Raw genomic sequence first — 21,402 nt, 5'->3', positions numbered from 1 at the left:
TGCCAACCAAGGTTGGCACCCACGGGAATGCCGGCCAGCGGCCGGCACTACCAGATTCCAGACCCCGGCGGCGCCGGGCCATGCCCGGCACCCGTATTTCAGGCGTACAGCGTCGGGTCGGCTACGCCGGCCTCGGTGAAGCCCTGCGCGCGCAGGCGGCAGGCATCGCAGTGGCCGCAGGCGGCGCCGTTGGCGTCGGCGTTGTAGCAGGACACGGTCAGGCCGAAGTCCACGCCCAGGCGCACGCCTTCGCTGACGATCTGGCCCTTGCTGAGGAACTGCAGCGGTGCGTGCACCTTGATGCCCGCGCCTTCCACGCCCGACTTGGTGGCCAGGTTGGCCAGCGCCTGGAACGCGGCCACGAACTCGGGACGGCAGTCCGGGTAGCCGGAGTAGTCCACGGCGTTGACGCCGCAGAAGATGTCGTTGGCACCGAGCACTTCGGCCCAGCCCAACGCCAGCGACAGCATGATGGTGTTGCGCGCCGGCACGTAGGTGACCGGAATGCCGGCACCGCCGGCCTCGGGCACGTCGATGTCGTCGGTCAACGCCGAGCCGCCGATGCTGCGCAGGTCCACGTCCACGGTCTTGTGCGCGATAACGCCCTGGGCCTTGGCCACGCGGGCGGCGGCATCCAGTTCGGAAGTATGGCGCTGGCCGTAGCGCACGCTCAGGGCATGCACGGCGAAGCCCTGTTCCTGGGCCATGGCGATGACGGCGGCTGAATCCATGCCGCCGGAGAGAAGCACGACTGCCTTCTTCATGGGTAAAACATCCGGTTGGGAGGGGAAAGCCAGCACGCTGTCCCGCGCCGGAGCTACATCAGGGAACGCTGCCTGGGCTCATCGGCCCGGCTCGTCGTTCCACAGGATTTTATGCAACTGCATCTGGAAGCGCACCGGCAGCCGGTCCTCGACGATCCAGTCGGCCAGCTGGCGCGCGGTGATCTCACCCTTGCTCGGCGAGAAGAACACGGTGCAACGCTTCACCAGATCGTGCTCGGCCAACAGGGACTTGGCCCAGTCGTAATCCTCGCGACTGCAGATGACGAACTTGATCTGGTCGCGGGCGGTCAGCAACGGCAGGTTGTCCCAGCGGTTGCGCGCCACTTCGGCCGAACCCGGGGTCTTGATGTCGACCACACGCGATACCCGGGAGTCCACGGCGCTGACGTCCAGCGCACCGGAGGTTTCCAGCGAGACATCCATGCCGGCGTCGCACAGCTTCTGCAGCAGTACCAGGCAGCGCTTCTGTGCCAGCGGCTCGCCACCGGTCACGCAGACGTGGCGCACACCCTGGGCCAGCACCTCGGCCACGATGTCGTCGATGTCCCACCAGGTGCCGCCATGGAAGGCATAGGCGGTGTCGCAGTACTGGCAACGCAGCGGGCAGCCGGTCAGGCGCACGAACACGGTCGGCCAGCCGGCGGTATCGGCTTCGCCCTGCAGCGAGGTGAAGATCTCGGTGATCTTCAGGCGTGGCAGCGGCGACTGCACGATCTCGCTGGGCGTGGCGGCGGCGCTGGACGGGGTAACGGCGGTCATGGCGGGGACTTCTTGGTGGGACACGTGGCGGGTGGGCTACCGTGGCCGGTAACGAAAGCAGCCGAGCATGGCTCGGCTCTACAACTGCAGCCGGTCGGGTGTGGCCCAGCCGGTAATGCAAGCCGCCGGGCATGGCCCGGCTCTACCGGATCCGGGCGGGTTTGCCGGTCCGGAAACGAAAGCAGCCGAGCGTGGGCTCGGCTCTACAGGACACGTATTGTACGCCCGGTCAGCGGATCAGCGAATCTGCTTGCCGAGGCGGATCGACTGCAGGCGGTCCTGCGCGGTGCGCGCGGCGTCCGAGCCAGGGTACTGCGCCACGACGGTCTCCAGCGTCTGCTGGGCCTGGTCGACCTTGCCCTCGCCATACTGCGAGAGGCCGACCTTGAGCAGGCCGCCAGCGGCCTTGTCGTGGGTCGGATAGCGCGAGAGCAGTTCACGGAACTGGGTCTCCGCCATCGGGAAATTGCGGGTGGCGTAGTAGCTCTCGCCCAGCCAGTACAGCGCGTTCGGCGCGTAGACGCCGTTCGGGTACAGCTGCAGGAAGCTCAGAAATAGCTGCGCCGAATCATCGTACTTGCCGGCCTTCAGCGAATCGAAGGCGACGTTGTAGGAGGTGCGCTCGTCGCCGGTGGCGGCAAGGCTGCCGGCATCACCATGGACGGAAGGCGGCCGCTCGGAAGTGGCCGCCGCTGCGGGTTTTGCCGGGGCCGGGGCGGCCTTCGGCGCGCTCGCCGGAACGGGCGGCAGGGCCGGGGCGGCATTGCCCCCTTCCAACCGGTTCAGGCGGCTGTCCAGATCCAGGTACTGGTCCTGGGCGGACTGCTTGAGCTGGGCGTTGTCGTGCTGCAACTGCTCGATCGAGGCCTGCAGGCTGGTGACCTGCTGCCGCAGCTGATTGATCTGGTTCAACAGGTCCTGGTTGGCACTGTTGTTGTACATCTGCTGCTCGATCGCGCCAACGCGGTCGGCCAGGCTCTGTCGCTGTGCATGCGCCGGTGCGGCAGCCACGAGGGCTGCCGCAACGACCAGCATCAGTTTGATGCCAATACGCATGGATTACTGCGCGGTGTAGACGATTTCGACGCGACGGTTCTGCGACCAGCAGGACTCGTTCGACTCGGTGCAGACCGGACGCTCTTCACCGTAGGACACGACGGTCAGCTGCGAAGCCGAGCCACCGTTGGCCTGCAGGGCCGAGTTGACGCCGTTGCCACGACGCTCGCCCAGGGCCTGGTTGTACGCGCGCGAACCGCGCTCGTCGGTGTGGCCCTGCAGGGTGATGCGCGAGGACGGACGGTCACGCAGGTACTTGGCGTGGCACGCCATGATGGCCTGGAACTCCGGCTTTACGTCTTCCTTGTCCAGGTCGAAGTAGACAACGCGCTGGCGCAGGCAAGCGTCGGTGTCCAGGTCGCCCGGGCCGTACAGGCCGGAGGTCGACGGAGCGGTCGGGGTGGTGGTCGAGGTGCCGGTGTCAACCGGGGCTGCCGGCTCTTCCTTCACCTTCTTCGAGCAACCGGCCAGGACGGCCACAGACAGCAGGGAAACAAGCAGAACGCGGGTGGACTTGTTCATGGCGATACCTTTGTGGCTCCTAGGCCGATGAGGGGTTCAAGACAGCGAAAATATTAACACTCTTTTAGCGCTGGGTACGGTATGGGGACCATGCCGGTTCGCGCACATCTCCGTCAGCCAGAACCAACCGCTGGCGCACGCGCGCATCGGCAGAAACGGCGTACAGCACACCACGGCCACCCTCGCGGGCGGCGTACAACACCATGCTTGCGTTGGGCGCAAAGCTCGGAGATTCATCCAGCGAACCCGGGGACAGCGTGCTCCAGCGGGGCGAACCCAGCGAGCTGTCCATCATCGCGATCTTGTAGCTGTTGCCCGAGCCCTGGGCGACGGCGATCTTCTTGCCATCGTAGGACACCGAGGGCTTGGCATTGTAGTTGCCCTGGAAGGTCACGCGCTCGGCGCTGCCGCCGCCCGCACCGACCTTGTACACCTGCGGACGGCCGCCGCGGTCGGAGGTGAAGTACACCGCGCTGCCGTCCGGTGCCCAGGTCGGCTCGGTATCGATGGCGAAGTGGTTGGTCAGCTGGGTCAGCTGCTTGCTGCCCAGGTCCATCACGTAGATTTCCGGGTTACCCGAACGCGACAGGGTCAGGGCCAGCTTGCGGCCGTCCGGCGAGAACGCCGGGGCGCTGTTGATGCCGCGGAAGCTGGTGACCAGCTCACGCGCACCGGTGCCGATGTTCTGGATGTAGATGGCCGAATTGCCACGCTCGAAGCTGACGTAGGCCAGCTTGCTGCCATCCGGGCTCCACGACGGCGACAGCAGCGGCTCGGCCGAACGCACGATGGTCTGCGGGTTGTAGCCATCGGAGTCGGCCACCATCAGCGCGTAGCGCATGGCGTCGCCCTTGCCGCTGGCGGTCACGTAGGCGATGCGGGTCCAGAAGGCGCCACGGACACCGGTGATCTTCTCGTAGATGGCATCGGCCATCTGGTGGGCGACGTCACGCATGGCGTTGCCACGGGCGGTCATCGCCAGGCCCAGCAGGCGCTCGCCCTTCGGTACGTCGAACAGTTCGTACTCGACACGGTAGGCGCCGGCACCGGCGTCGAGCACGCGGCCGACCACGATGTAGTTCTGCTTCAGCGCGCGCCAGGTGGCGAACTGGATGTCGCCGCCCCGCACGGGCTTTTCGACGATCTGTGCTTCCGGCAGCGTGCGGAACTGGCCCGAACGCTCGAGGTCGGCGCGGACCACCCCGGCGACGTCGGTCTGCGGTGCAGCCGCCGAACCCTGGTAGGGCATCGGCACGATGGTGATCGGCAGCGCGGAGGCATTGCCGCCGATGATGTCGATATCCAGCCCCTTCTGCTGCGCGACGGCAGCAAAGGGCAGCAACAGGGCCGCAAACACGGCAAGCCAGCGAGGCATCTTTTTCATGGAGCGCTCAATAGGGGGAAACCGGAACGAGGGATAACAAAGCGGGAGTGAACCGCTTCGCAATCATGAACCAAGGGTACGTGAATTCCGGGTCAGTTCCAGCCCGTCCTCTCACGCACCGTTAACGTCGTGGCTAACATCGCACCGCCTGCCCCGGCCACACCGCCCCGCAGGGTGGTATTCCACAGCAGCCCCCAGCTTGCCCGGCTGAAACCGGGCCCGCCAGAGGCAGGCGCGACATCCGTGGGCGCAGGTGGCCCGATGGCCACCCAGCCCTGCCCGCCTCAGCGATCCTGGGCGGTAAAGGTGAAGTTGAGCGTGCGTGCGAACACAGACTCGAAGCCGCGGTACGGCAGCGGCTGCGCGTTGAGCACGGCGGCCTCGATCGAACGCTTGCCGGCCTCGTCGTACGGGCAGTTCGGGCTGACCTTGGCCTGCATCACCGTGCCCCCCGGAATCTGGGTGATGGTGATCTGGCAACGCTGGCCGAGCGGCACCGTATCCGGGCGCACCCACTGCGACAGCACCTTGGCCTGGATCGCGGCCGCGTACTTGGCCGAAAGATCATCGCTGTTGCCACCGCCACCGGCGGCCGGCTGGGAGGCACCGCTGGAACCGGCAGCGGCACTGCCGGCAGCATTACGCGCGGCTGCCACCTGGCGCAGCTTCTGCTCGGCCAGCTTGGCTTCCTTCTCGGCCTGCTCGCGGCGGGCGCGGATCTCGGCGATCTTCTTCTGCTTCTCGGCCTCGGCCTTGTCAGCCGCCACGCGCTCCTGCTCGGCCTGCTTCTTCTTTTCGTCCGCTTCCTGCTGCTTGGCCAGGCGCAGCTTCTGCTCCGCTTCTTCCTGGCGCTTGCGTTCGGTCAGGTCGATCTGCTCCTGCCGACGCTTGGCCTCCTGTTCCTGCTTGGCCTTCTCCTGCGAGATGGCCAGCGCGCTCACCGCTTCCTGGTCCTTGGTGTCCGGCTGCGCGACACGCTCCTGCGCCTGTTGCTGCTGCGGCGTGGGGGCGTCCTGCGGGCGCGGCTCGGGAATCGGCTGCGGCGGCGGGATGGTGTCTTCCGGCACCGGGATCGGCTCGGCCACCGGCGGCGGCAGGTCCTCCAGCTTCTCCGACTGGCGCAGGGCCTGGCGCGCGGCGGAGGCCTCGGACGCGGACAGCGCCAGGCTGGCCTCGACCGAGGGGTCGCCGGCGGCGGCATCGGTGTTGCGCTCGGGCGACCAGAACCAGGCCACGATGAACACCAGCGCGACCAGCAGGTGCACCAGCAACGCCAGCGCCAGGGGCAGGCCCCAGCCGGGTTCGCGCTGATGCGGGGGTGGCAGGGCGTCAGCGTGCATCGGTGGCCAGGCCTACCTTGTCTACCTTGGCGCGCTTGATCACATCCATTGCAGCAATGACCTTTTCATAGGCCACGGCGCGGTCGGCGGCGACGATCACGCGCACGCCCTTGTCCTGGGCGGCGATGCCGGCCAGACGGCCTTCCAGTTCCTCGGCCGACACGGCGGTCGGGTCCTTGGCGTCGGGCAGCTTCAGGCTGAGCTGGCCGTCCTGGCGCACCGAGACGATCACCGGATCCTGCTTGCTCTCCAGCGCCTTGGCGTTGGACTGCGGCAGGTCGACGTCGAAGCTCAGGGTGAGCAGCGGTGCGGTGACCATGAAGATGATCAGCAGCACCAGCATGACGTCGATATAAGGAACGACGTTGATTTCCGATTTCAGCTTGCGGCGCTTGCGGCGACCGATGGCAGCGGACATGGCTTGGACTCCCGGGTCAGGCGCTTACTCGTCGCCAGCGCTCTGGCGCTGCAGGATGGAGCTGAACTCTTCGGCGAAGGTCTCGAACCGCACCGACATGCGCTCCACGCGCGTGGTGAAGCGGTTGTAGGCCCACACCGCCGGGATCGCCACGAACAGGCCGATGGCGGTGGCGAACAGTGCCTCGGAGATGCCCGGCGCGACGGCGGCGATGCCGGCCTGCGCACCGCTGCTGATCATGTCGTGCATGGTCACCATGATGCCGAACACGGTACCGACCAGGCCCACGTAAGGCGCGGTCGAGCCGATGTTGGCCAGCAGTTCCAGGTTGCGCTCAAGCTGGTCCACTTCGCGGGTGTAGGTGGTGCGCATGGCACGCTGTGCGCCTTCCAGCTGGGCGCGACCGTCCAGGCGGCGCTTGTCGCGCAGGCGGGTGTACTCGCGGAAGCCGGCTTCGAAGATGGCTTCCAGGCCGCCGACATTGCGGCTGCGGTCGGTGGCCGAGCTGTACAGCTTGCCCAGGTCCGCACCGGACCAGAAGCGGTTCTCGAACTCGTCGGCTTCGCGGGTGGCCTGCTTGAACACGCGGGCCTTGCGGAAAATGATCACCCAGCTGACGAACGAGCCGACCAGCAGCAGCAGCACGATGATCTTCACCGGCAGGCTGGCCTTGGCCATCAGTTCGAGGTAGTTGATGCCGCCGCCAGTGGTGGCCTGGGCAAGGGTCTGTGTCGCGGCATTGCTGACGTCGGCCGGCAGTGCCTCGGTGACCGTGGCCTGCAGGGCCAGGAGCGTTGCGATCATCCGTTGTTCCTCAGTGTTCGGATTCGGGGTGGAGGTGGGGTTGCAGCACGGCAAGGACGGCCTCGTCCATGCCACGCGGGCGGAAACTGGCCGCTTCCAGTGCGGCGATGCGGACCTGCGCCGACAGCAGCAGCTCGCCGTCGCGCAGGATCTGCTGGTCGAAGACCATGCTGGCCTTCTTCAGCTGGACCAGGCGGGCACTCACCTGCAGGGTGTCATCCAGCCGTGCCGGCTTGATGAAATCCATCTGCATCGAGCGCACCGCGAAGACCATCCCGTGCTCGGCGCGCATGCGCTCCTGGCCGTAGCCCAGCGCACGCATCCATTCGGTCCGGGCCCGTTCCATGAAGGCCACGTAGCGGGCGTGGTAGACCACGCCACCTGCGTCGGTATCTTCCCAGTAAATGCGTGTCGGCCAACTGAATCGGGGCTCAACCGACATCGGGAACCTCCGCGAACAGGTCCTGCGGCGGGTTCTTCGGCTTCAGGCCCATGTGCCGGTAGGCCTTGTGGGTGGCCATGCGGCCACGCGCGGTGCGCACCAGGAAGCCCTGCTGGATCAGGTACGGCTCGACCACGTCTTCCAGCGTGCCGCGCTCTTCAGACAGCGCCGCCGCCAGCGATTCGATGCCGACCGGACCGCCGTCGAAGTAGTCGACCATGGTCTTGAGCAGGCGCCGGTCAAGCTCGTCGAAGCCCTCCGGGTCGACCTTCAGCATCTTCATCGCGGCCTGGGCCACGGCCTCGTCGATGTGGCCGCCGGCCTTCACCTGCGCATAGTCGCGCACGCGGCGCAGCAGGCGGTTGGCGATACGCGGGGTGCCACGCGCGCGGCGCGCGATCTCCCCTGCCCCATCGGCCGTGCAGTCGATGGCCAGGATGGCTGCCGAGCGGCGCACGATCCGGGTCAGCTCCTCGACGCTGTAGAACTCCAGGCGCTGGACGATGCCGAAGCGGTCGCGCAACGGCGCGGTCAGAAGGCCAGCACGGGTGGTGGCACCGATCAGGGTGAACGGCGGCAGGTCGATCTTGATCGAGCGGGCGGCGGGGCCCTCGCCGATCATGATGTCGATCTGGAAATCTTCCATCGCCGGGTACAGCACTTCCTCCACCACCGGCGACAGGCGATGGATCTCGTCGATGAACAGCACATCGTGCGGCTGCAGGTTGGTCAGCAGCGCGGCGAGGTCGCCGGCCTTCTCGATCACCGGGCCGGAGGTGACCCGCAGGGCCACGCCCAGTTCGTTGGCGATGACATGGCTGAGGGTGGTCTTGCCCAGGCCGGGCGGCCCGAAGATCAGCACATGGTCGAGCGCGTCGCCGCGCCCCTTGGCCGCCTGGATGTAGATCTCCATCTGCTCGCGCACCGGCACCTGGCCGAGGTAGTCGGCAAGGCGCTTGGGGCGGATGCTGGCGTCGGCGGCGTCATCCTCGCGGGTGGCGCCGGCGCCGATGATGCGGTCGTCGGTCATGTGCTGATTATGCGGCAAAGGCGCGGGTTTCGGCCGGGCTGCGCCCGGCACCCGCAGAAGCAACTGCAACGGCCGGAGCAACAGCCAAAGCTGAGTTCCTGGGGAATGGCGGGGTGGGTCCGCTTGCGGGGGACGCTGCAAGTACGTCCATGTAAGCTCGGTCGCCGCATCCATGCGGCTCACGCCCCCGCAACCGGACCCACCCCGCCTTCGACAGTTTCCTGCGAGCTGTTGGGACCTGCTGTTGAGGGTGGGTGCCGACCGTTGGTCGGCACGGGGTCGGATCCGTTTTCCAACGGAAAACGGCTCTGACCCCACTCCCGGACGCGCGAAACATGGGGTCAGAGCCTTTTTCCTGCGGAAAAAGGATCCGACCCCGCGCGGTCAGATCTCCACCTGCGCGCCCAGTTCCACCAATCTGTTGCCCGGGATCCGGAAGAAGCCCGTCGCCGGCGCGGCGTTTCGATGCATCAGGGCGAACAGCTTGTCGCGCCAGATCGGCATGCCGCGGTTGGCGGTGGCGACGATGGTTTCGCGGCTGGCGAAGAAGGTGGTGTCCATCGGGTCGAAGTAGATGCCGCCGTGGTCGCACGAGCGCATCAGCGCCAGCGGCACGTCCGGGGTCTCCATGAAACCGAAGCGCACGTAGACGCGGTAGAACTCGTCGCCCACCGATTCGATCTTCAGCCGCTGCCCTTCCATCGCATAGGGAATGGGCAGGGTTTCCACGTGCAGGAACACGTTGCGCTCGTGCAGCACCTTGTTGTGCTTGAGGTTGTGCATCAGCGCGTGCGGGGCCACGGTCGGGTCGGCGGTAAGGAACACCGCGGTGCCCGGCACGCGTACCGGCGGCGCCAGCATCAGGCCCGGCAGGAAGGTATCCAGGCGGATGCCGTCCTTGCGGATCTCATCGCGCAGCAGCTCGCGGCCACGGCGCCAGGTGCGCATCATGGTGAACAGGAAGATGCCCAGCACCACCGGGAACCAGGCGCCCTGCAGCAGCTTGGCGCCGTTGGCGATGACGAAGCCGAGGTCGATGACGAAGAACACCACACACAGCGGCAGGATCCACTTGCGCGCCTTCGGCCACAGCGAGCGCGCCACCAGGGCCAGCAGCAGGGTGTCGATCAGCATGGTGGCCGACACCGAGATGCCGTAGGCCACGGCCAGGTTGGACGAGCTGCGGAAGGCCAGCACCAGGCCGATCACCATCACCGCGATACCCCAGTTGATTCCCGGGATGTAGATCTGGCCGATGGTGTCGTGCGAGGTGTGCTTGATGCGCATGCGCGGGATGTAGCCCAGCTGCATGGCCTGGCGCGAGACCGAGAACGCGCCGGTGATGACCGACTGCGAGGCAATCACCGCGGCCATGGTGGCCAGGATGATCATCGGATACAGCGCCCACGACGGCACCGCTTCGAAGAACGGATTTTTCACCGCCTCGGGGTGGTTGAGCACCAGCGCACCCTGCCCCAGGTAGTTCAGCACCAGGCACGGCAGCACGAAGAAGTACCAGGCGTGGCGGATCGGCTTGGCACCGAAGTGGCCCATGTCGGCGTACAGCGCCTCACCGCCGGTCACTGCCAGCACCACCGCGCCGAGAATGAAGATGCTGTGCCAGCCATGCTCCATGAAGAAGCGGATTGCCCACCACGGGTTGAACGCCTTCAGCACTTCCGGTGCATCGACGATGTTGTAGATGCCGATCGCCGCCAGCGAAATGAACCAGATCGAGGTGATCGGCCCGAACAGCTTGCCGATCTTCGCGGTGCCGAAGCGCTGTACCGCGAACACCGCCAGCAGTACCACCACGGTGATCGGAACGATGAAGGCGTGCAGTCCTGGCGCGGCAACTTCCAGGCCTTCCACCGCACCCAGCACCGATATCGCTGGGGTGATCACGCCATCGCCGAAGAACAGCGAGGCACCGAAGATGCCGAGGATGCCGACCACATAGGCCGAGCGCGACCCATTGCGCAGCGTGCGCTGGGTCAGCGCCATCAGCGCCATGATGCCGCCCTCGCCGTCGTTGTCGGCGCGCATGATGATGGTCACGTACTTCAGCGTGACCACGATGTTCAGCGCCCAGAACGCCAGCGACAGCACGCCCAGCACGGTGTCGTGGTCACTGTTGAGCCCGTAGTGCGGCGAGAACGCCTCCTTCAGGGTGTACAGCGGGCTGGTACCGATATCGCCGAAGACCACGCCGATCGCACCGATGATCAGCGCCAGGCCTCCGGCTGGAGGGGCGTGACCATGACCGCCTGGGGCGGCCGCGTGCGGGGTTTGACTGCTGGACATGGGACTCCTGGCGAAGCTCAGGCGGTAGGTTGGGGGAAAGGGACGCGGCTCAGCGCAGCGCCGACTGCAGCGCCTTGCGGATCACGGTGGCCACTTCGTCACCTTCGTTGAAGGCATCGCGGGCCATGCGCGCCGCTTCGGCCGGCTTGTAGCCCAGCTGCTGCAGGGCCACGGTGGCATCGGACAGCGGATCGGCCGGGGCCGGGCCGCTGCCGGTGGGCAGCGCGCCGCCGGCACCGAACTGCGCCGCGCGGTCACGCAGCTCCAGCACCATGCGCTCGGCGGTCTTCTTGCCGATGCCCGGAATGCGGGTCAGCGCGGTGATGTCACCGGCCTGGACCATGCGCGCGAATTCCTCGACGGTGACGCCGGACAGCACGGCCAGCGCGATCTTCGCGCCGATGCCACTGACCTTCTGCACGTCGCGGAACAGGCGCCGCTCACCTTCGCGCAGGAAGCCGTACAGCGAGACGCTGTCTTCCTTCTGCGAGTAATGGGTGTACAGGGTGACCTCGCGGCCGAGCTCGGGCAGGTCGTAGAAGGTGCTCATCGGCGCCTCCAGCTCGTAGCCCACTCCGTTCACGTCCACCACCAGCCACGGCGGCGCCTTGTAGGCGACGATGCCGCGCAGTCGACCGATCATTGCGTGCAGCTCCTCATTTGCGGCCCCACGCCTGGCGGGCACTGAGCCCCAGGCGGTTGGCCGTTGCCCTTACGTGGGCATGGGTGATCGCCACTGCCAACGCGTCGGCCGCGTCGGCCTGCAGCTTGGTTTTCAGGTTGAGCATGAGCCCGACCATGTGTTGAACCTGTTGCTTTTCGGCGCCACCGCGCCCGACCACCGCCAACTTGATCTCGCTGGCGGCGTATTCGTGCACCGGCAGGTCACGCAGCACCACGGCGGAAATCGCCGCGCCACGGGCCTGGCCCAGCTTCAGCGCCGAATCGGGGTTGCGGGCCATGAACACGCGTTCGATGGCCACTTCCTGCGGCTGGTACTCGCGGCACAGGTCAGCCAGGCCCAGCACCAGCAGCTTCATGCGCTGCGGGAAATCGTCGGCGCCGAGCAGCACCAGCGGCTGGTGGTGCACGTGGCTGACACGGCCGGTGGCGTCGACATCGATGATGCCGACCCCGGTCCGCTGCGAACCGGGGTCGATGCCGAGGATGCGGGTCATGCTGCACTCCTGGCGGGGCGGAACGGGAGGCGCTGGCAGGCGTATGGGCTCATGACTGTCCGCGGTGACCGTTCAACGGCCCGCGCCCAGGCCGTCAAGGACGGCTCAGGCGTAGGCGTCGGCGCCGAGTTCGGCGTTGGAGTACACGTCCTGCACGTCGTCCAGGTCTTCAAGCATGTCCAGCAGCTTCTTGACCTGCAGGGCAACCTCGCCCTCGACCTTGATGTCGTTGTCCGCGCGGAAGGTGATTTCGGCGTGGTCGGCGACATGGCCAGCGGCGGCCATCGCATCCTTGACCGCGTTGAACGCGTCAGGGCTGGTGACCACGTCGATCGAGCCGTCGTCCGGGTAGACCACGATGTCATCGGCGCCGGCCTCGATGGCCGCTTCGGTGATGGCTTCCTCGTCAGCACCCGGGGCGAAGCTGAGCACGCCCAGGCGCTTGAACATGAAGGCGACCGAGCCTTCGGTGCCCATGTTGCCGCCGCACTTGCTGAACGCATGGCGGACATCGGCCACCGTGCGCACGCGGTTGTCGGTCAGGCAGTCGACGATCACGGCCACGCCACCCGGGGCGTAGCCCTCGTAGCGGATTTCCTCGTAATCGACGCCTTCCAGTTCACCGGTAGCCTTCTTGATGGCGCGCTCGATCACGTCCTTGGACATGTTCACGGCCAGGCCCTTGTCCACGGCCACGCGCAGGCGCGGATTGTTGTTGGGGTCGCCTCCACCGCCGCGCGCGGCAACGCCGATCTCGCGGATGATCTTGGTGAAAATCTTGCCGCGCTTCGCGTCGGACGCGTTCTTGCGGGCTTCGATGGAGGGGCCTCTACCCATGGGTGCTACCGTCTGGCTGCTTCAGGATCAAGGCGCGGATTCTACCTGATCGGGGGCGGCAACCGTGTCTAGGGCGGAGGGATGCCGCCAGGTCATGCCCGGCGGAGAGCGTGCGAACCAACGGTTCGCACCCACCGAGGCAGGCCGGTCGCACCTACTCAATCATGCAGCGGCGGCGTCGCGGCTGTGATCGAACTGGCCGTGGCGCAGGAAATGCGCGGTCTGCCGCGCGGCATCGGGCGATACCACCAGGCCACTGTGGCTGGTACGCACCACGCAATGGTCGGCCAGGCCCGGCAGGCGTGTCTCGGCCAGGGCCACGGTACCGTCGGAGGCATCGTCGATGGCGCCCAGCAGGCTGCCCAGCCCGTGCGGCACCGAACCGGCGATCAGGCCAACCTCGGCCCTGCCCTGCCAGTCCGGCAGGCCATCGAGCAGCAGATCGCTGCTGCGCCCCAACGCCAGGCCCCAGCCGTGCTCGGACAGCGAACGCGCAGTGCCACTGCCGCGCAGCGGCGAGCCCAGACAGACCACGCGCTGCACCGGCAGCTGCGGATTGCGGCGCAGCGCTTCCAGCGCCAGCAAGCCTCCCAGGCTGTGGCCAACCAGCGACAACGGCCCGGCATCGGCCAGCCGCTCCAGCAGCTGCGGCACCGCCACGTCGGGGCCACCGAAGACCGAGGAGTAACCGAATGCGTGCACCTGGAAACCGCGCGCGCGCAGGCGCCAGGCCAGCGGCCCGACCCAGGCACGGGCATTCCAGATGCCATGCAGCAGCAATACGGGGGGAGTCATGCAAACAGCCTGGCGGTCAGCGGGGCAGGAACGTACGGTGATTGAACACGCGCGCGCAGCAAGCGGCGGTGAACGTCAGGCTGCGCGCGGTGCGCGGCGCAGGATGAATTCAAGATCGTGGGTGTCGCCGACCGGGAACAGGTACTCGCCCGCCTTCTCGAATCCATAGCGGGCGTAGAAGCGCTGTGCGCCGAAGTTCTCCGACCACACGCCCAGCCACAGCGTGCGCGGGCCTTCGTGTTCCAGCCAGGCCAGCGCGGTTTCCAGCAGGCGGCTGCCCCAGCCGCAGCTCTGCTGCGTCTTGATCAGGTACAGGCGCTTGAGTTCGCCGTCACCGGGCTTCACGTCCGGGTGCGGCAGGCCACAGGGGCCGGCGGCGGCATGGCCGACCGCCTCCCCGTCCAGCTCCAGCAGCCACACCGCGTAATCGGGGTGGGCCAGGATCACGCGCTGGCGCTCGACCGTGTAGGCCTCCTCGAGGAAGGCCTGCAGGTCCTGCGGCGGATACAGATGGCCGAAGGTTTCGGTGAACGTGCGGGCAGCCAGCGCCGACAGGGTCGGCGCGTCGTCCACGGTGGCGCGGCGGATCGAATACATGCAGGAAGTTGACGTCAGGGCGAAGCGCGGGTCAAGCCTTTTCAGGCGATTCCGATTCCGCTTCTTCTTCCTCGTCCTCTTCCTCGTATTCCTCTTCGTCCTCGTCCTCTTCTTCGCCTTCCTCGTCCTCGTCGTACTCTTCCTCTTCGTCGTCCTCGTAATCCTCGACGCCGAAGTCTTCACCGTCCCAACGGCCCTCGCCGTCGGCGACGAAGGTCAGGGCCATCGCCGCCGGGTTGGTTCCGACGCGAACCAGCCAACCACCGAACACGCGCGCACGCTCGGTGACCAGGGTGGCCTCGGAGCCTTCATTGCCCAGCTTTTCCCACTCCAGCGAAAACGCAAACTCGGTCATTGCCTGGATCTCCTGATCAGTTGGTCTTGGGGCGAACCTGGATGTGCACTTCGGCCAGCTGCGCGTCGACGATCGGCGACGGCGCGTCGGTCATCAGATCCTGTGCACCGGTGGTCTTCGGGAACGGGATGACGTCGCGGATCGACTCGGTGCCGGCCATCAGCGCGGCGATGCGGTCGATGCCGAAGGCGATGCCACCGTGCGGCGGCGCGCCGTAGTTCAGCGCGTCGAGCAGGAAGCCGAACTTGGCGCGGGCTTCCTCGGCGCCGATGCCGAGCAGTTCGAACACCGCGCTCTGCATGTCCGGACGATGGATACGGATCGAACCGCCGCCGATTTCATTGCCATTGAGCACCATGTCGTAGCCGCGCGAAACGGCGGTACGGGCATTGGCGCGCAGGTCGGCGATGTCGTCCACGGCCGGTGCGGTGAAGGGGTGATGCAGGGCGACGTAGCGCTGTTCTTCCTCGTCCCACTCGAACATCGGGAAGTCGGTGACCCACAGCGGTGCCCAGCCGTCGGCGACCAGGCCGAAGTCCTTGCCGGCCTTCAGGCGCAGCGCGCCCATGAAGTCGGAGACCTTGTTGTAGCCACCGGCGCCGAAGAACACGATGTCGCCGTTACCGGCGCCGACGTGGGCGACCAGCGCAGCGAAGGATTCCTCGCTGAAGAACTTCTGGATCGGCGAGCTGACTTCGCCGTTGTCGGCGATCTTGATGTAGGCCAGGCCCTTGGCGCCGTACTTGGCGGCATGCGCGGCGTATTCGTCGATCTGCTTGCGGCTGAGCGCTGCACCGCCCGGGATGCGCAGCGCGGCGACGCGGCCTTCGGCGTCATTGGCCGGGCCGGTGAACACGGCGAACTCGCTGTCCTTGACCAGCTCGGCCACGTCGACCAGCTCCAGCGCGATGCGCAGGTCCGGCTTGTCCGAGCCGTAGCGACGCATTGCCTCGGCCCAGGTCATGCGCGGGAAGCTGGCATCCAGCTGGACGTCGACCACTTCCTTGAAGATGGCGCGGATCATGTCCTCGACGAAATCCTGCACGTCGCGCTCGCGGACGAAGGCGAATTCCATGTCCAGCTGGGTGAATTCCAGCTGGCGGTCGGCACGCAGGGCCTCGTCGCGGAAGCAGCGCGCGATCTGGTAGTAGCGGTCGAAGCCGGCCACCATCAGGATCTGCTTGAACAGCTGCGGGCTCTGCGGCAGGGCGTAGAACTCGCCCGGGTGCATGCGCGCCGGCACCAGGAAGTCGCGCGCGCCTTCCGGGGTGGCCTTGGTCAGGATCGGGGTCTCGATGTCCTGGAAGCCCTTTTCGTCCAGATGGCGGCGCAGGGCCTGCACCAGCTTGATGCGGGTGCGCTGCATGCGCTGCATTTCCGGGCGGCGCAGGTCCAGGTAGCGGTACTTCAGGCGGGTTTCCTCGCCCGGATTCTCGTGGGCGTGGAACGGCAGCGGCGCGGCCTTGTTCAGCACGGTGATGGCGGTGGCGATCACTTCAACCTTGCCGGTGCGCATCTTGTCGTTCACCGCGTGGCGGGCACGCACGACGCCTTCCACCTGCAGCACGTCCTCGTAGCCCAGCGACGCGGCCACGGCGAACACGTCGGCGTTGTCGACTTCCACGGTCACCTGCACGATGCCTTCATGATCTCGAAGATCGATGAAGCAGACGCCGCCCTGGTTACGGGCCACGTCGGTCCAGCCGGCGAGGGTGACAGTCTGGCCAATCAGGGTCTCATCGACCAGGCCGCAGAAGTGGGTACGCATGGGGGGAAGCTCCGCTGGAGAACGCCGGCACCGGATGGGGGCCGGAAAGCCTCGTATTCTGCGGCCGAGGCCCCGGCCGGGGCAAATCCGGCCAGTCACACCGGCTTGATCGCCCCCCTCCCTATAGTCGGGCACCTGCCACCGTATGGGATGCCGCCATGAAACCGCTGTCCCTGGCCAGCCTGGCCGTAACCCTCAGCCTGGGTGCCGCGGGCACCCTTGCCCTGCCCGCCCCTTCCGCGCATGCGCAGAGCGGCGTGGTCCGCTGCGAAAGCCAGAACAACCGCGAACGGGTCTGCAACACCGGCTGGCGCAATGCGCAGCTGGTGCGTCAGCTGTCCGGCTCGGACTGCGATGAAGGACGCACCTGGGGCAGCCGTAACGGCAGCATCTGGGTCACCAGTGGTTGCCGCGCCGAATTCGTCGAGGCCCGCGGTGGCTGGGGCGGCGGCAATGGCGGTGGCTGGGGCGGCAACAACGGCCGGCCTGGCGAGACCATCCGCTGCGAGAGCCAGAACAACCGTGAGCGCAGCTGCCCGGTCGGCTGGCGCAATGCCCGCCTGGTCCGCCAGCTGTCCGGCAGCCCCTGCAACGAAGGGCGTACCTGGGGCGTGCGCAACGGCGCGGTCTGGGTCAGTGGCGGCTGCCGTGCCGAATTCGCCGAAGCCCGCGGCTGGGGCGGCGGTGGCTGGGGGGGCGGCAACAGCAATTACTCAGTTACCTGCAGCAGCAACAACAACCGCTCGCAGACCTGCGACTGGGATGAGCGTCAGGGCCGCCCGGTGCTGCAGCAGCAGCTGTCCGGCAGTGCCTGCCAGGAAGGACGCAGCTGGGGCTACTCACGTGGCCAGGTGTGGGTGAGCAACGGCTGCCGCGCGCGTTTCGGTACGCGGTAAGTACACGGCCGGATCCCTGGCCGACGGCCAGGGCTCTGACCCCGGTCCGGTATCCCGCATCCACGCATGGCGTGGATCTACTGAGGGCCTTTCTGGGGTCGAGGCCCTCCGCAGGAGGGATCCGACCCTGGGATCACGGGGCGGACGCTTTATCGTCGCCCCACGGTGCAGGCGGCAGGGCAACCGGCTTGCTCAGGTCGAACTGCACGCGGAAGCGGCGGCCCTCCGGGCGGGTCAGCTCGTAGACGAAGGTCTGGTCGGGATCAATCTCCATCGCCCAGGTGTTGTGCGTGGAGGCCAGCATGTCGGCGCGGCGGAACATCGCCACCGAATCGGCGTCGGCGGGGAACTGCTGGCGCTCGGCGGTGCCCGGCGGCGTGCTGTCGCCACCGTAGAGGGTGATCGCGTCGGGGCTGCCGTCTTCGTGGCGATGGTCGTGCTTCAGGCGCAGGCCGGTTTCCGTACGGGTCAGCACCCAGGTCCGCGAGTGGTCATCGCCGACATGGAACGGGATGCGCAGCTCGTGCGCCGGATCGGCACAGCCGCGCACATGCATGACCAGGCGCTGCCCGGCGAACGGATCCTTGCCGGTCGGTGCCGGCGTGTCCTCCACTACCTTGCCGGCGTAAGCCTGGCCGCAATGCGCGGCGATGGCGGCCATGAAGGCATCGGCCGGTGCGGTCGCCAGATCATGGGCGACCGTATCGGAGCGCTGCGAACACGCAGCAAGGCTGAGCAGGAGGGCGGAAGCGGTGACAACGGCAGGCAGTTTCATGCCCCAACCCTAACGGCCATGGCCGAAGTGCGCAAACCGCACGCGCAGCATCTGCTCAGCGATCGACTGCAGATGCCGCTGGCAGCGTTTCGGTGGCCGCCACCGGCGCGGCTTCGCCTTCACCCGCAGGTTCCTGTTCAACCGGATCGACATCGAACGGCGTGCGGAACACCAGCGACGGCAGCAGCGTGGTCAGCGCCGCATACAGCAGCAGCGCTCCGAACAGCACCGCCGGAATCTGGAAACGCTCGCGCATGATCGCGGCCAGCACCAGGGTGAAGATCAGCGTCGGCGCCAGCGCCAGCGAGACCCTCAGGCTGCTGCGGAAGCTCTCGCCGAACATCACCCGGCGCTGCAGCCAGACCACGCCGATGCGCAGCGGCAGCACCACCAGGGTGATCACGATGCCCAGCCCCAGCGCCTCGAAACTGAGTGCTTCGCTGGGCACCTTGGTGCCGGCGTTGAAGAAGTAGAACGGCACGAAGAACGAGGCGAACAGGCGCAGCGCATGCAGGTTCTCGTGCGAGGCCAGCAGCGGCATGCGCTGGTGCAGCAGGCGCGCGACCAGGCCGGCGATGAAGGCACCGACCAGGTAATACACACCCAGCAGATAGGTGATGTACGCCGCGACCATGCCGACCATCACCAGCAGCGAGAACTCCGAACCCGGCGCGTGCGGCGCCACCCAGCGGCCCAGCGCGATGAACAGCAGCGGCAGGCCGACCATCATCGCCAGCAGCGCCAGGCTGGACAGCGCCATGTGCCCCGGATCGCCCGCCTGCAGCACGATGAACAACGCCGCCAGCGCCAGCAGTTCACCGGCAATGGCCTTGCTGGTCACCCAGAATCGCTCGTCCTCGCTCAGGCCAAGCCGCGACAGCGAATCCATGATGAAACCGGTGGAGGGAGTCAGCAGCGCCAGCGCCAGCAGGCCCGCGGCCTGCCACGGCAGCCCCGCGTAGCGCCAGGCCAGCCAGCCCACACCGAACAGCGTGCCGGTACGGATCACCAGATGCGCCAGCAGCGGCCACATGCCACGGCGCAGCGCCTGCAGATCCACTTCCAGGCCGGCGAACAGGAACAGCGAGGAAATGCCCAGTGTGGCCAACAGACCGATCACTGCGTCGTGCGCCTGGTCGCCCAGCCAGAGCATGCCGATGATGCCGAACAGCAGGCAGGTCAGCGGCGCAGGCAGGCTGAAACGCTGCAGCGCGCGCGGGATCACCAGCAGCGCAAAGATCAGCAGCAGGTAGATCAGTTCATGGCTCATGGGGGACTTCCGTGTGATTCGAACGCGCGCAGGATGCGCGCGCCGAACCGATCCGGCAAGCCACTTCTGAATGACCCCGGTTACCTCAACCGATCAGCCGATCGGCGATGCGGCCTACCTGCGCCAGCACCGTGGCACGCTGTTCGTTGCTGATCGCACCCGCCTGCAGGTAGGCGGTCAGCACCCAGGGCGTGCCGCCGGCCAGCGGCCACAACACGGCGATATCGTTGCGCGCGTCCTCGCCGTTGCTGCCGGTCTTGTCACCGACGCGCCGGCGCTTGCCCAGGCCCGCGCGCAGGCAGGCGTCGCCGGTTTCGTTGTCGATCAGCCAATCGGCCAGCTGCTGCCGCGACGCCGGCTGCAGCACCTCGCCCAGCACCACGCGCTGCAGGGTCGCAGCCATCGCCGCCGGCGTGGTGGTGTCGCGCGGATCGCCCTTGGCAAAGCTGTTCAGCTCCGGCTCCAGGCGATCACTGCGGCTCACCGCATCACCGCTCGCGCGCAGGAACGCAGTCACCGCGGGCGGGCCACCGACCACGCCGAACAGCAGGTTGGCTGCAGTGTTGTCGCTGGTGATGATCGTGGCACGGCACAGATCGCGCACGGTCATGTCCTTGCCGGCGTGGCGGCGGGTGACCGGCGCGTGCGAGAGCAGATCGGCATCGCGCACCGGTACGCGCGTGTCCAGCAACGCGGGCCTGCGCTCGGCCTGGCTGAGCACGGTGGCGGCCAGCACGCTCTTGAACGTGCTGCACATCGGGAAACGCTCGTCCTGGCGATGACCGATGCGGCGGCCGCTGGCGGTATCAAGCAGGGTCACGCCGAGGCGGCCGGCACAGGCCTTTTCCAGTGCGGCGAAGTCGGTGGCGGCGGTGAGGGCGGCATCGGTCGGTGCACTGGCGGCGGTCTTGCCCGCCGCACGGGCCAGCAACGGCAGGGCAAGCGAGGAAGCAACGGCAGCACCACTGAACTGCAGGAATCGGCGACGGGCGAGCATGCGGGGTTCTCCTGGGGACCGCCCGATTATTGAAGCCTCGCACGCAGGCGACCAGCGCGAAAAATCAGCGGAAGGCATTAGCTGAATTAATGCCTGTCGCAATCAACCCTTTAATTCTTCTGAACTGGCTACTGGGAAGGTAGGATCAGCCATCACATTGACTCACGACTACTCTGATGCTGCACCCTACCCTGCCGCTGAACGCCCTGCGTGCCTTCGAGGCGGCCGCACGCCACCAGAACTTCACCCGTGCCGCGCTGGAGCTGTGCGTCAGCCAGGCCGCGCTGAGCCACCAGATCCGCGGGCTGGAGGACCGGCTCGGCATCCGTCTGTTCCATCGCCTGCCGCGCGGCGTGGCGCTCACCGAGGAGGGCGCGGCGCTGTATCCAGTGCTCAACGAATCGTTCGAGCGCATCTCGGCCAGCATCGCGCGCTACACCGGTGGCCCGGCCCGTGAAGTACTGACGCTGGGCGTGGTCGGCACCTTCGCCACCGGTTGGCTGCTGCCACGGCTGGCTGCGTTCGAGGCCGCGCACCCGGACATCGAGCTGCGACTGCAGACCCACAACAATCGCATTGATCTGGCCGGCGAGGGCCTGGACCTGGCGATCCGCTTCGGTGATGGCGACTGGCAGGGCCAGGCCTGCACAGCGATCCTCGACGCGCCGTTCGCACCGCTGTGCGCACCAGCATTGGCGCGGCGGCTCAAACAGCCACGCGACCTGGGCACCCTGCCCCTGCTGCGCTCCTACCGCAGCGACGAATGGCCGCGCTGGCTGCAGGCGGCAGGAGTGAGTGGCGTGGAAGCCCGCGGGCCGGTGTTTGATTCGTCGTTGACGGTGGCGATGGCCGCGGTGGGTGGTGCCGGCGTGGCGCTGCTGCCGCTGCGCATGTTCGAGCAGGAACTGGCCGAGGGTCGCCTGCTGCAGCCATTCAGCACCACGCTGGAGCTGGGGCGCTACTGGCTCACGCGACTGCGCTCGCGTGCCGAGCGTGAGCCGGCGAAGCGGTTCCGCGAATGGCTGCAGGCGCAGGGATGAAAAAGGGGACGGAGGGGATTAAGTCGTTTGTGCCACAAACGACTTAATCC

At 67.2% G+C, this 21,402-nt stretch carries 23 protein-coding genes; 2 read left to right on the top strand and 21 right to left on the bottom strand.

Annotation, left to right across the window (positions count from 1 at the left end):
- Nucleotides 1–98 precede the first annotated feature (98 nt).
- The 18 genes from queC to aspS all read right to left on the bottom strand — a co-directional run bounded on the left by queC (nt 99) and on the right by aspS (nt 16,374).
- Complete coding sequence (queC, locus tag V3B64_RS16730) at nt 99–764, bottom strand: 7-cyano-7-deazaguanine synthase QueC (protein WP_049422913.1); 666 nt, start codon at nt 762–764, stop codon at nt 99–101.
- Between the two features lie 78 nt (nt 765–842).
- Nucleotides 843–1,544 carry a 7-carboxy-7-deazaguanine synthase QueE gene (gene queE / locus V3B64_RS16725; protein WP_049422912.1) on the bottom strand — a complete coding sequence of 234 codons (702 nt, stop codon included), beginning with the start codon at nt 1,542–1,544 and terminating at the stop codon, nt 843–845.
- Nucleotides 1,545–1,781: 237 nt separating this feature from the next.
- Complete coding sequence (gene ybgF, locus V3B64_RS16720) at nt 1,782–2,600, bottom strand: tol-pal system protein YbgF (protein ID WP_010481611.1); 819 nt, start codon at nt 2,598–2,600, stop codon at nt 1,782–1,784.
- Nucleotides 2,601–2,603: 3 nt separating this feature from the next.
- Nucleotides 2,604–3,122 (bottom strand): peptidoglycan-associated lipoprotein Pal, encoded by a 519-nt coding sequence (gene pal / locus V3B64_RS16715; RefSeq protein WP_032128527.1) that lies wholly within the window; start codon nt 3,120–3,122, stop codon nt 2,604–2,606.
- A gap of 64 nt (nt 3,123–3,186) precedes the next feature.
- Complete coding sequence (gene tolB, locus V3B64_RS16710; RefSeq protein ID WP_032128528.1) at nt 3,187–4,506, bottom strand: Tol-Pal system beta propeller repeat protein TolB; 1,320 nt, start codon at nt 4,504–4,506, stop codon at nt 3,187–3,189.
- A 284-nt stretch (nt 4,507–4,790) separates the two neighbouring features.
- Nucleotides 4,791–5,846 (bottom strand): cell envelope integrity protein TolA, encoded by a 1,056-nt coding sequence (gene tolA / locus V3B64_RS16705; protein WP_005410750.1) that lies wholly within the window; start codon nt 5,844–5,846, stop codon nt 4,791–4,793.
- Nucleotides 5,836–6,264 (bottom strand): protein TolR, encoded by a 429-nt coding sequence (gene tolR, locus V3B64_RS16700; protein ID WP_049400778.1) that lies wholly within the window; start codon nt 6,262–6,264, stop codon nt 5,836–5,838. Before tolR ends, tolA begins: the two co-directional genes overlap by 11 nt.
- A gap of 24 nt (nt 6,265–6,288) precedes the next feature.
- Complete coding sequence (tolQ, locus tag V3B64_RS16695; protein ID WP_006438802.1) at nt 6,289–7,068, bottom strand: protein TolQ; 780 nt, start codon at nt 7,066–7,068, stop codon at nt 6,289–6,291.
- Between the two features lie 10 nt (nt 7,069–7,078).
- Nucleotides 7,079–7,510, bottom strand: coding sequence for a tol-pal system-associated acyl-CoA thioesterase (gene ybgC / locus V3B64_RS16690; RefSeq protein WP_071229045.1), 432 nt, complete (start codon nt 7,508–7,510; stop codon nt 7,079–7,081).
- On the bottom strand, nt 7,500–8,540 hold the full coding sequence (ruvB, locus tag V3B64_RS16685) for a Holliday junction branch migration DNA helicase RuvB (protein WP_010481595.1): 1,041 nt from the start codon (nt 8,538–8,540) through the stop codon (nt 7,500–7,502). The genes ybgC and ruvB overlap by 11 nt, the downstream gene beginning before the upstream one ends.
- A gap of 384 nt (nt 8,541–8,924) precedes the next feature.
- The gene (locus V3B64_RS16680) at nt 8,925–10,844 is read right to left on the bottom strand and encodes a potassium transporter Kup (RefSeq protein ID WP_032128529.1); all 1,920 of its coding nucleotides are present in this window, start codon (nt 10,842–10,844) and stop codon (nt 8,925–8,927) included.
- A gap of 49 nt (nt 10,845–10,893) precedes the next feature.
- Entirely contained in the window at nt 10,894–11,487 is a 594-nt protein-coding gene (gene ruvA / locus V3B64_RS16675) for a Holliday junction branch migration protein RuvA (protein WP_005410756.1), read from the bottom strand.
- A gap of 13 nt (nt 11,488–11,500) precedes the next feature.
- Entirely contained in the window at nt 11,501–12,022 is a 522-nt protein-coding gene (ruvC, locus tag V3B64_RS16670) for a crossover junction endodeoxyribonuclease RuvC (protein ID WP_032128530.1), read from the bottom strand.
- Nucleotides 12,023–12,127: 105 nt separating this feature from the next.
- Nucleotides 12,128–12,859, bottom strand: coding sequence for a YebC/PmpR family DNA-binding transcriptional regulator (locus V3B64_RS16665; RefSeq protein ID WP_032128531.1), 732 nt, complete (start codon nt 12,857–12,859; stop codon nt 12,128–12,130).
- Nucleotides 12,860–13,021: 162 nt separating this feature from the next.
- A complete protein-coding gene (locus tag V3B64_RS16660) occupies nt 13,022–13,654 on the bottom strand; it encodes an alpha/beta fold hydrolase (protein ID WP_049422908.1) in 633 nt (210 codons plus the stop codon).
- 75 nt (nt 13,655–13,729) lie between these two features.
- Complete coding sequence (locus tag V3B64_RS16655; RefSeq protein ID WP_180852430.1) at nt 13,730–14,251, bottom strand: GNAT family N-acetyltransferase; 522 nt, start codon at nt 14,249–14,251, stop codon at nt 13,730–13,732.
- 31 nt (nt 14,252–14,282) lie between these two features.
- A complete protein-coding gene (locus V3B64_RS16650) occupies nt 14,283–14,606 on the bottom strand; it encodes a DNA primase (protein WP_071229670.1) in 324 nt (107 codons plus the stop codon).
- 16 nt (nt 14,607–14,622) lie between these two features.
- Nucleotides 14,623–16,374 (bottom strand): aspartate--tRNA ligase, encoded by a 1,752-nt coding sequence (gene aspS, locus V3B64_RS16645; protein ID WP_010481582.1) that lies wholly within the window; start codon nt 16,372–16,374, stop codon nt 14,623–14,625.
- Between the two features lie 158 nt (nt 16,375–16,532).
- Here aspS and V3B64_RS16640 point away from each other — a divergent pair, with 158 nt between their 5' ends.
- Complete coding sequence (locus V3B64_RS16640) at nt 16,533–17,270, top strand: DUF3011 domain-containing protein (protein ID WP_329914517.1); 738 nt, start codon at nt 16,533–16,535, stop codon at nt 17,268–17,270.
- Nucleotides 17,271–17,403: 133 nt separating this feature from the next.
- Here the strand turns inward: V3B64_RS16640 and V3B64_RS16635 are convergent, their stop codons facing one another.
- The 3 genes from V3B64_RS16635 to blaL2 all read right to left on the bottom strand — a co-directional run bounded on the left by V3B64_RS16635 (nt 17,404) and on the right by blaL2 (nt 20,312).
- Nucleotides 17,404–18,045: a hypothetical protein gene (locus V3B64_RS16635; RefSeq protein ID WP_049422905.1), complete on the bottom strand. Its 642-nt coding sequence runs from the start codon at nt 18,043–18,045 to the stop codon at nt 17,404–17,406.
- A 55-nt stretch (nt 18,046–18,100) separates the two neighbouring features.
- The gene (locus tag V3B64_RS16630) at nt 18,101–19,315 is read right to left on the bottom strand and encodes a cation:proton antiporter (RefSeq protein WP_032128538.1); all 1,215 of its coding nucleotides are present in this window, start codon (nt 19,313–19,315) and stop codon (nt 18,101–18,103) included.
- A gap of 85 nt (nt 19,316–19,400) precedes the next feature.
- Nucleotides 19,401–20,312 (bottom strand): L2 family extended-spectrum class A beta-lactamase, encoded by a 912-nt coding sequence (gene blaL2 / locus V3B64_RS16625; RefSeq protein WP_329914516.1) that lies wholly within the window; start codon nt 20,310–20,312, stop codon nt 19,401–19,403.
- Between the two features lie 176 nt (nt 20,313–20,488).
- Between blaL2 and ampR the strand changes: the two genes are divergently transcribed.
- Nucleotides 20,489–21,352 carry a LysR family transcriptional regulator AmpR gene (gene ampR, locus V3B64_RS16620; RefSeq protein WP_012511908.1) on the top strand — a complete coding sequence of 288 codons (864 nt, stop codon included), beginning with the start codon at nt 20,489–20,491 and terminating at the stop codon, nt 21,350–21,352.
- Nucleotides 21,353–21,402: the final 50 nt, after the last annotated feature.

Origin of the sequence: Stenotrophomonas sp. SMYL86, assembly GCF_036320025.1 — a bacterium.
In the GTDB taxonomy this organism is placed as follows: Bacteria; Pseudomonadota; Gammaproteobacteria; order Xanthomonadales; family Xanthomonadaceae; genus Stenotrophomonas; species Stenotrophomonas maltophilia_A.
This window is presented reverse-complemented; position numbering and strand designations above follow the sequence as displayed.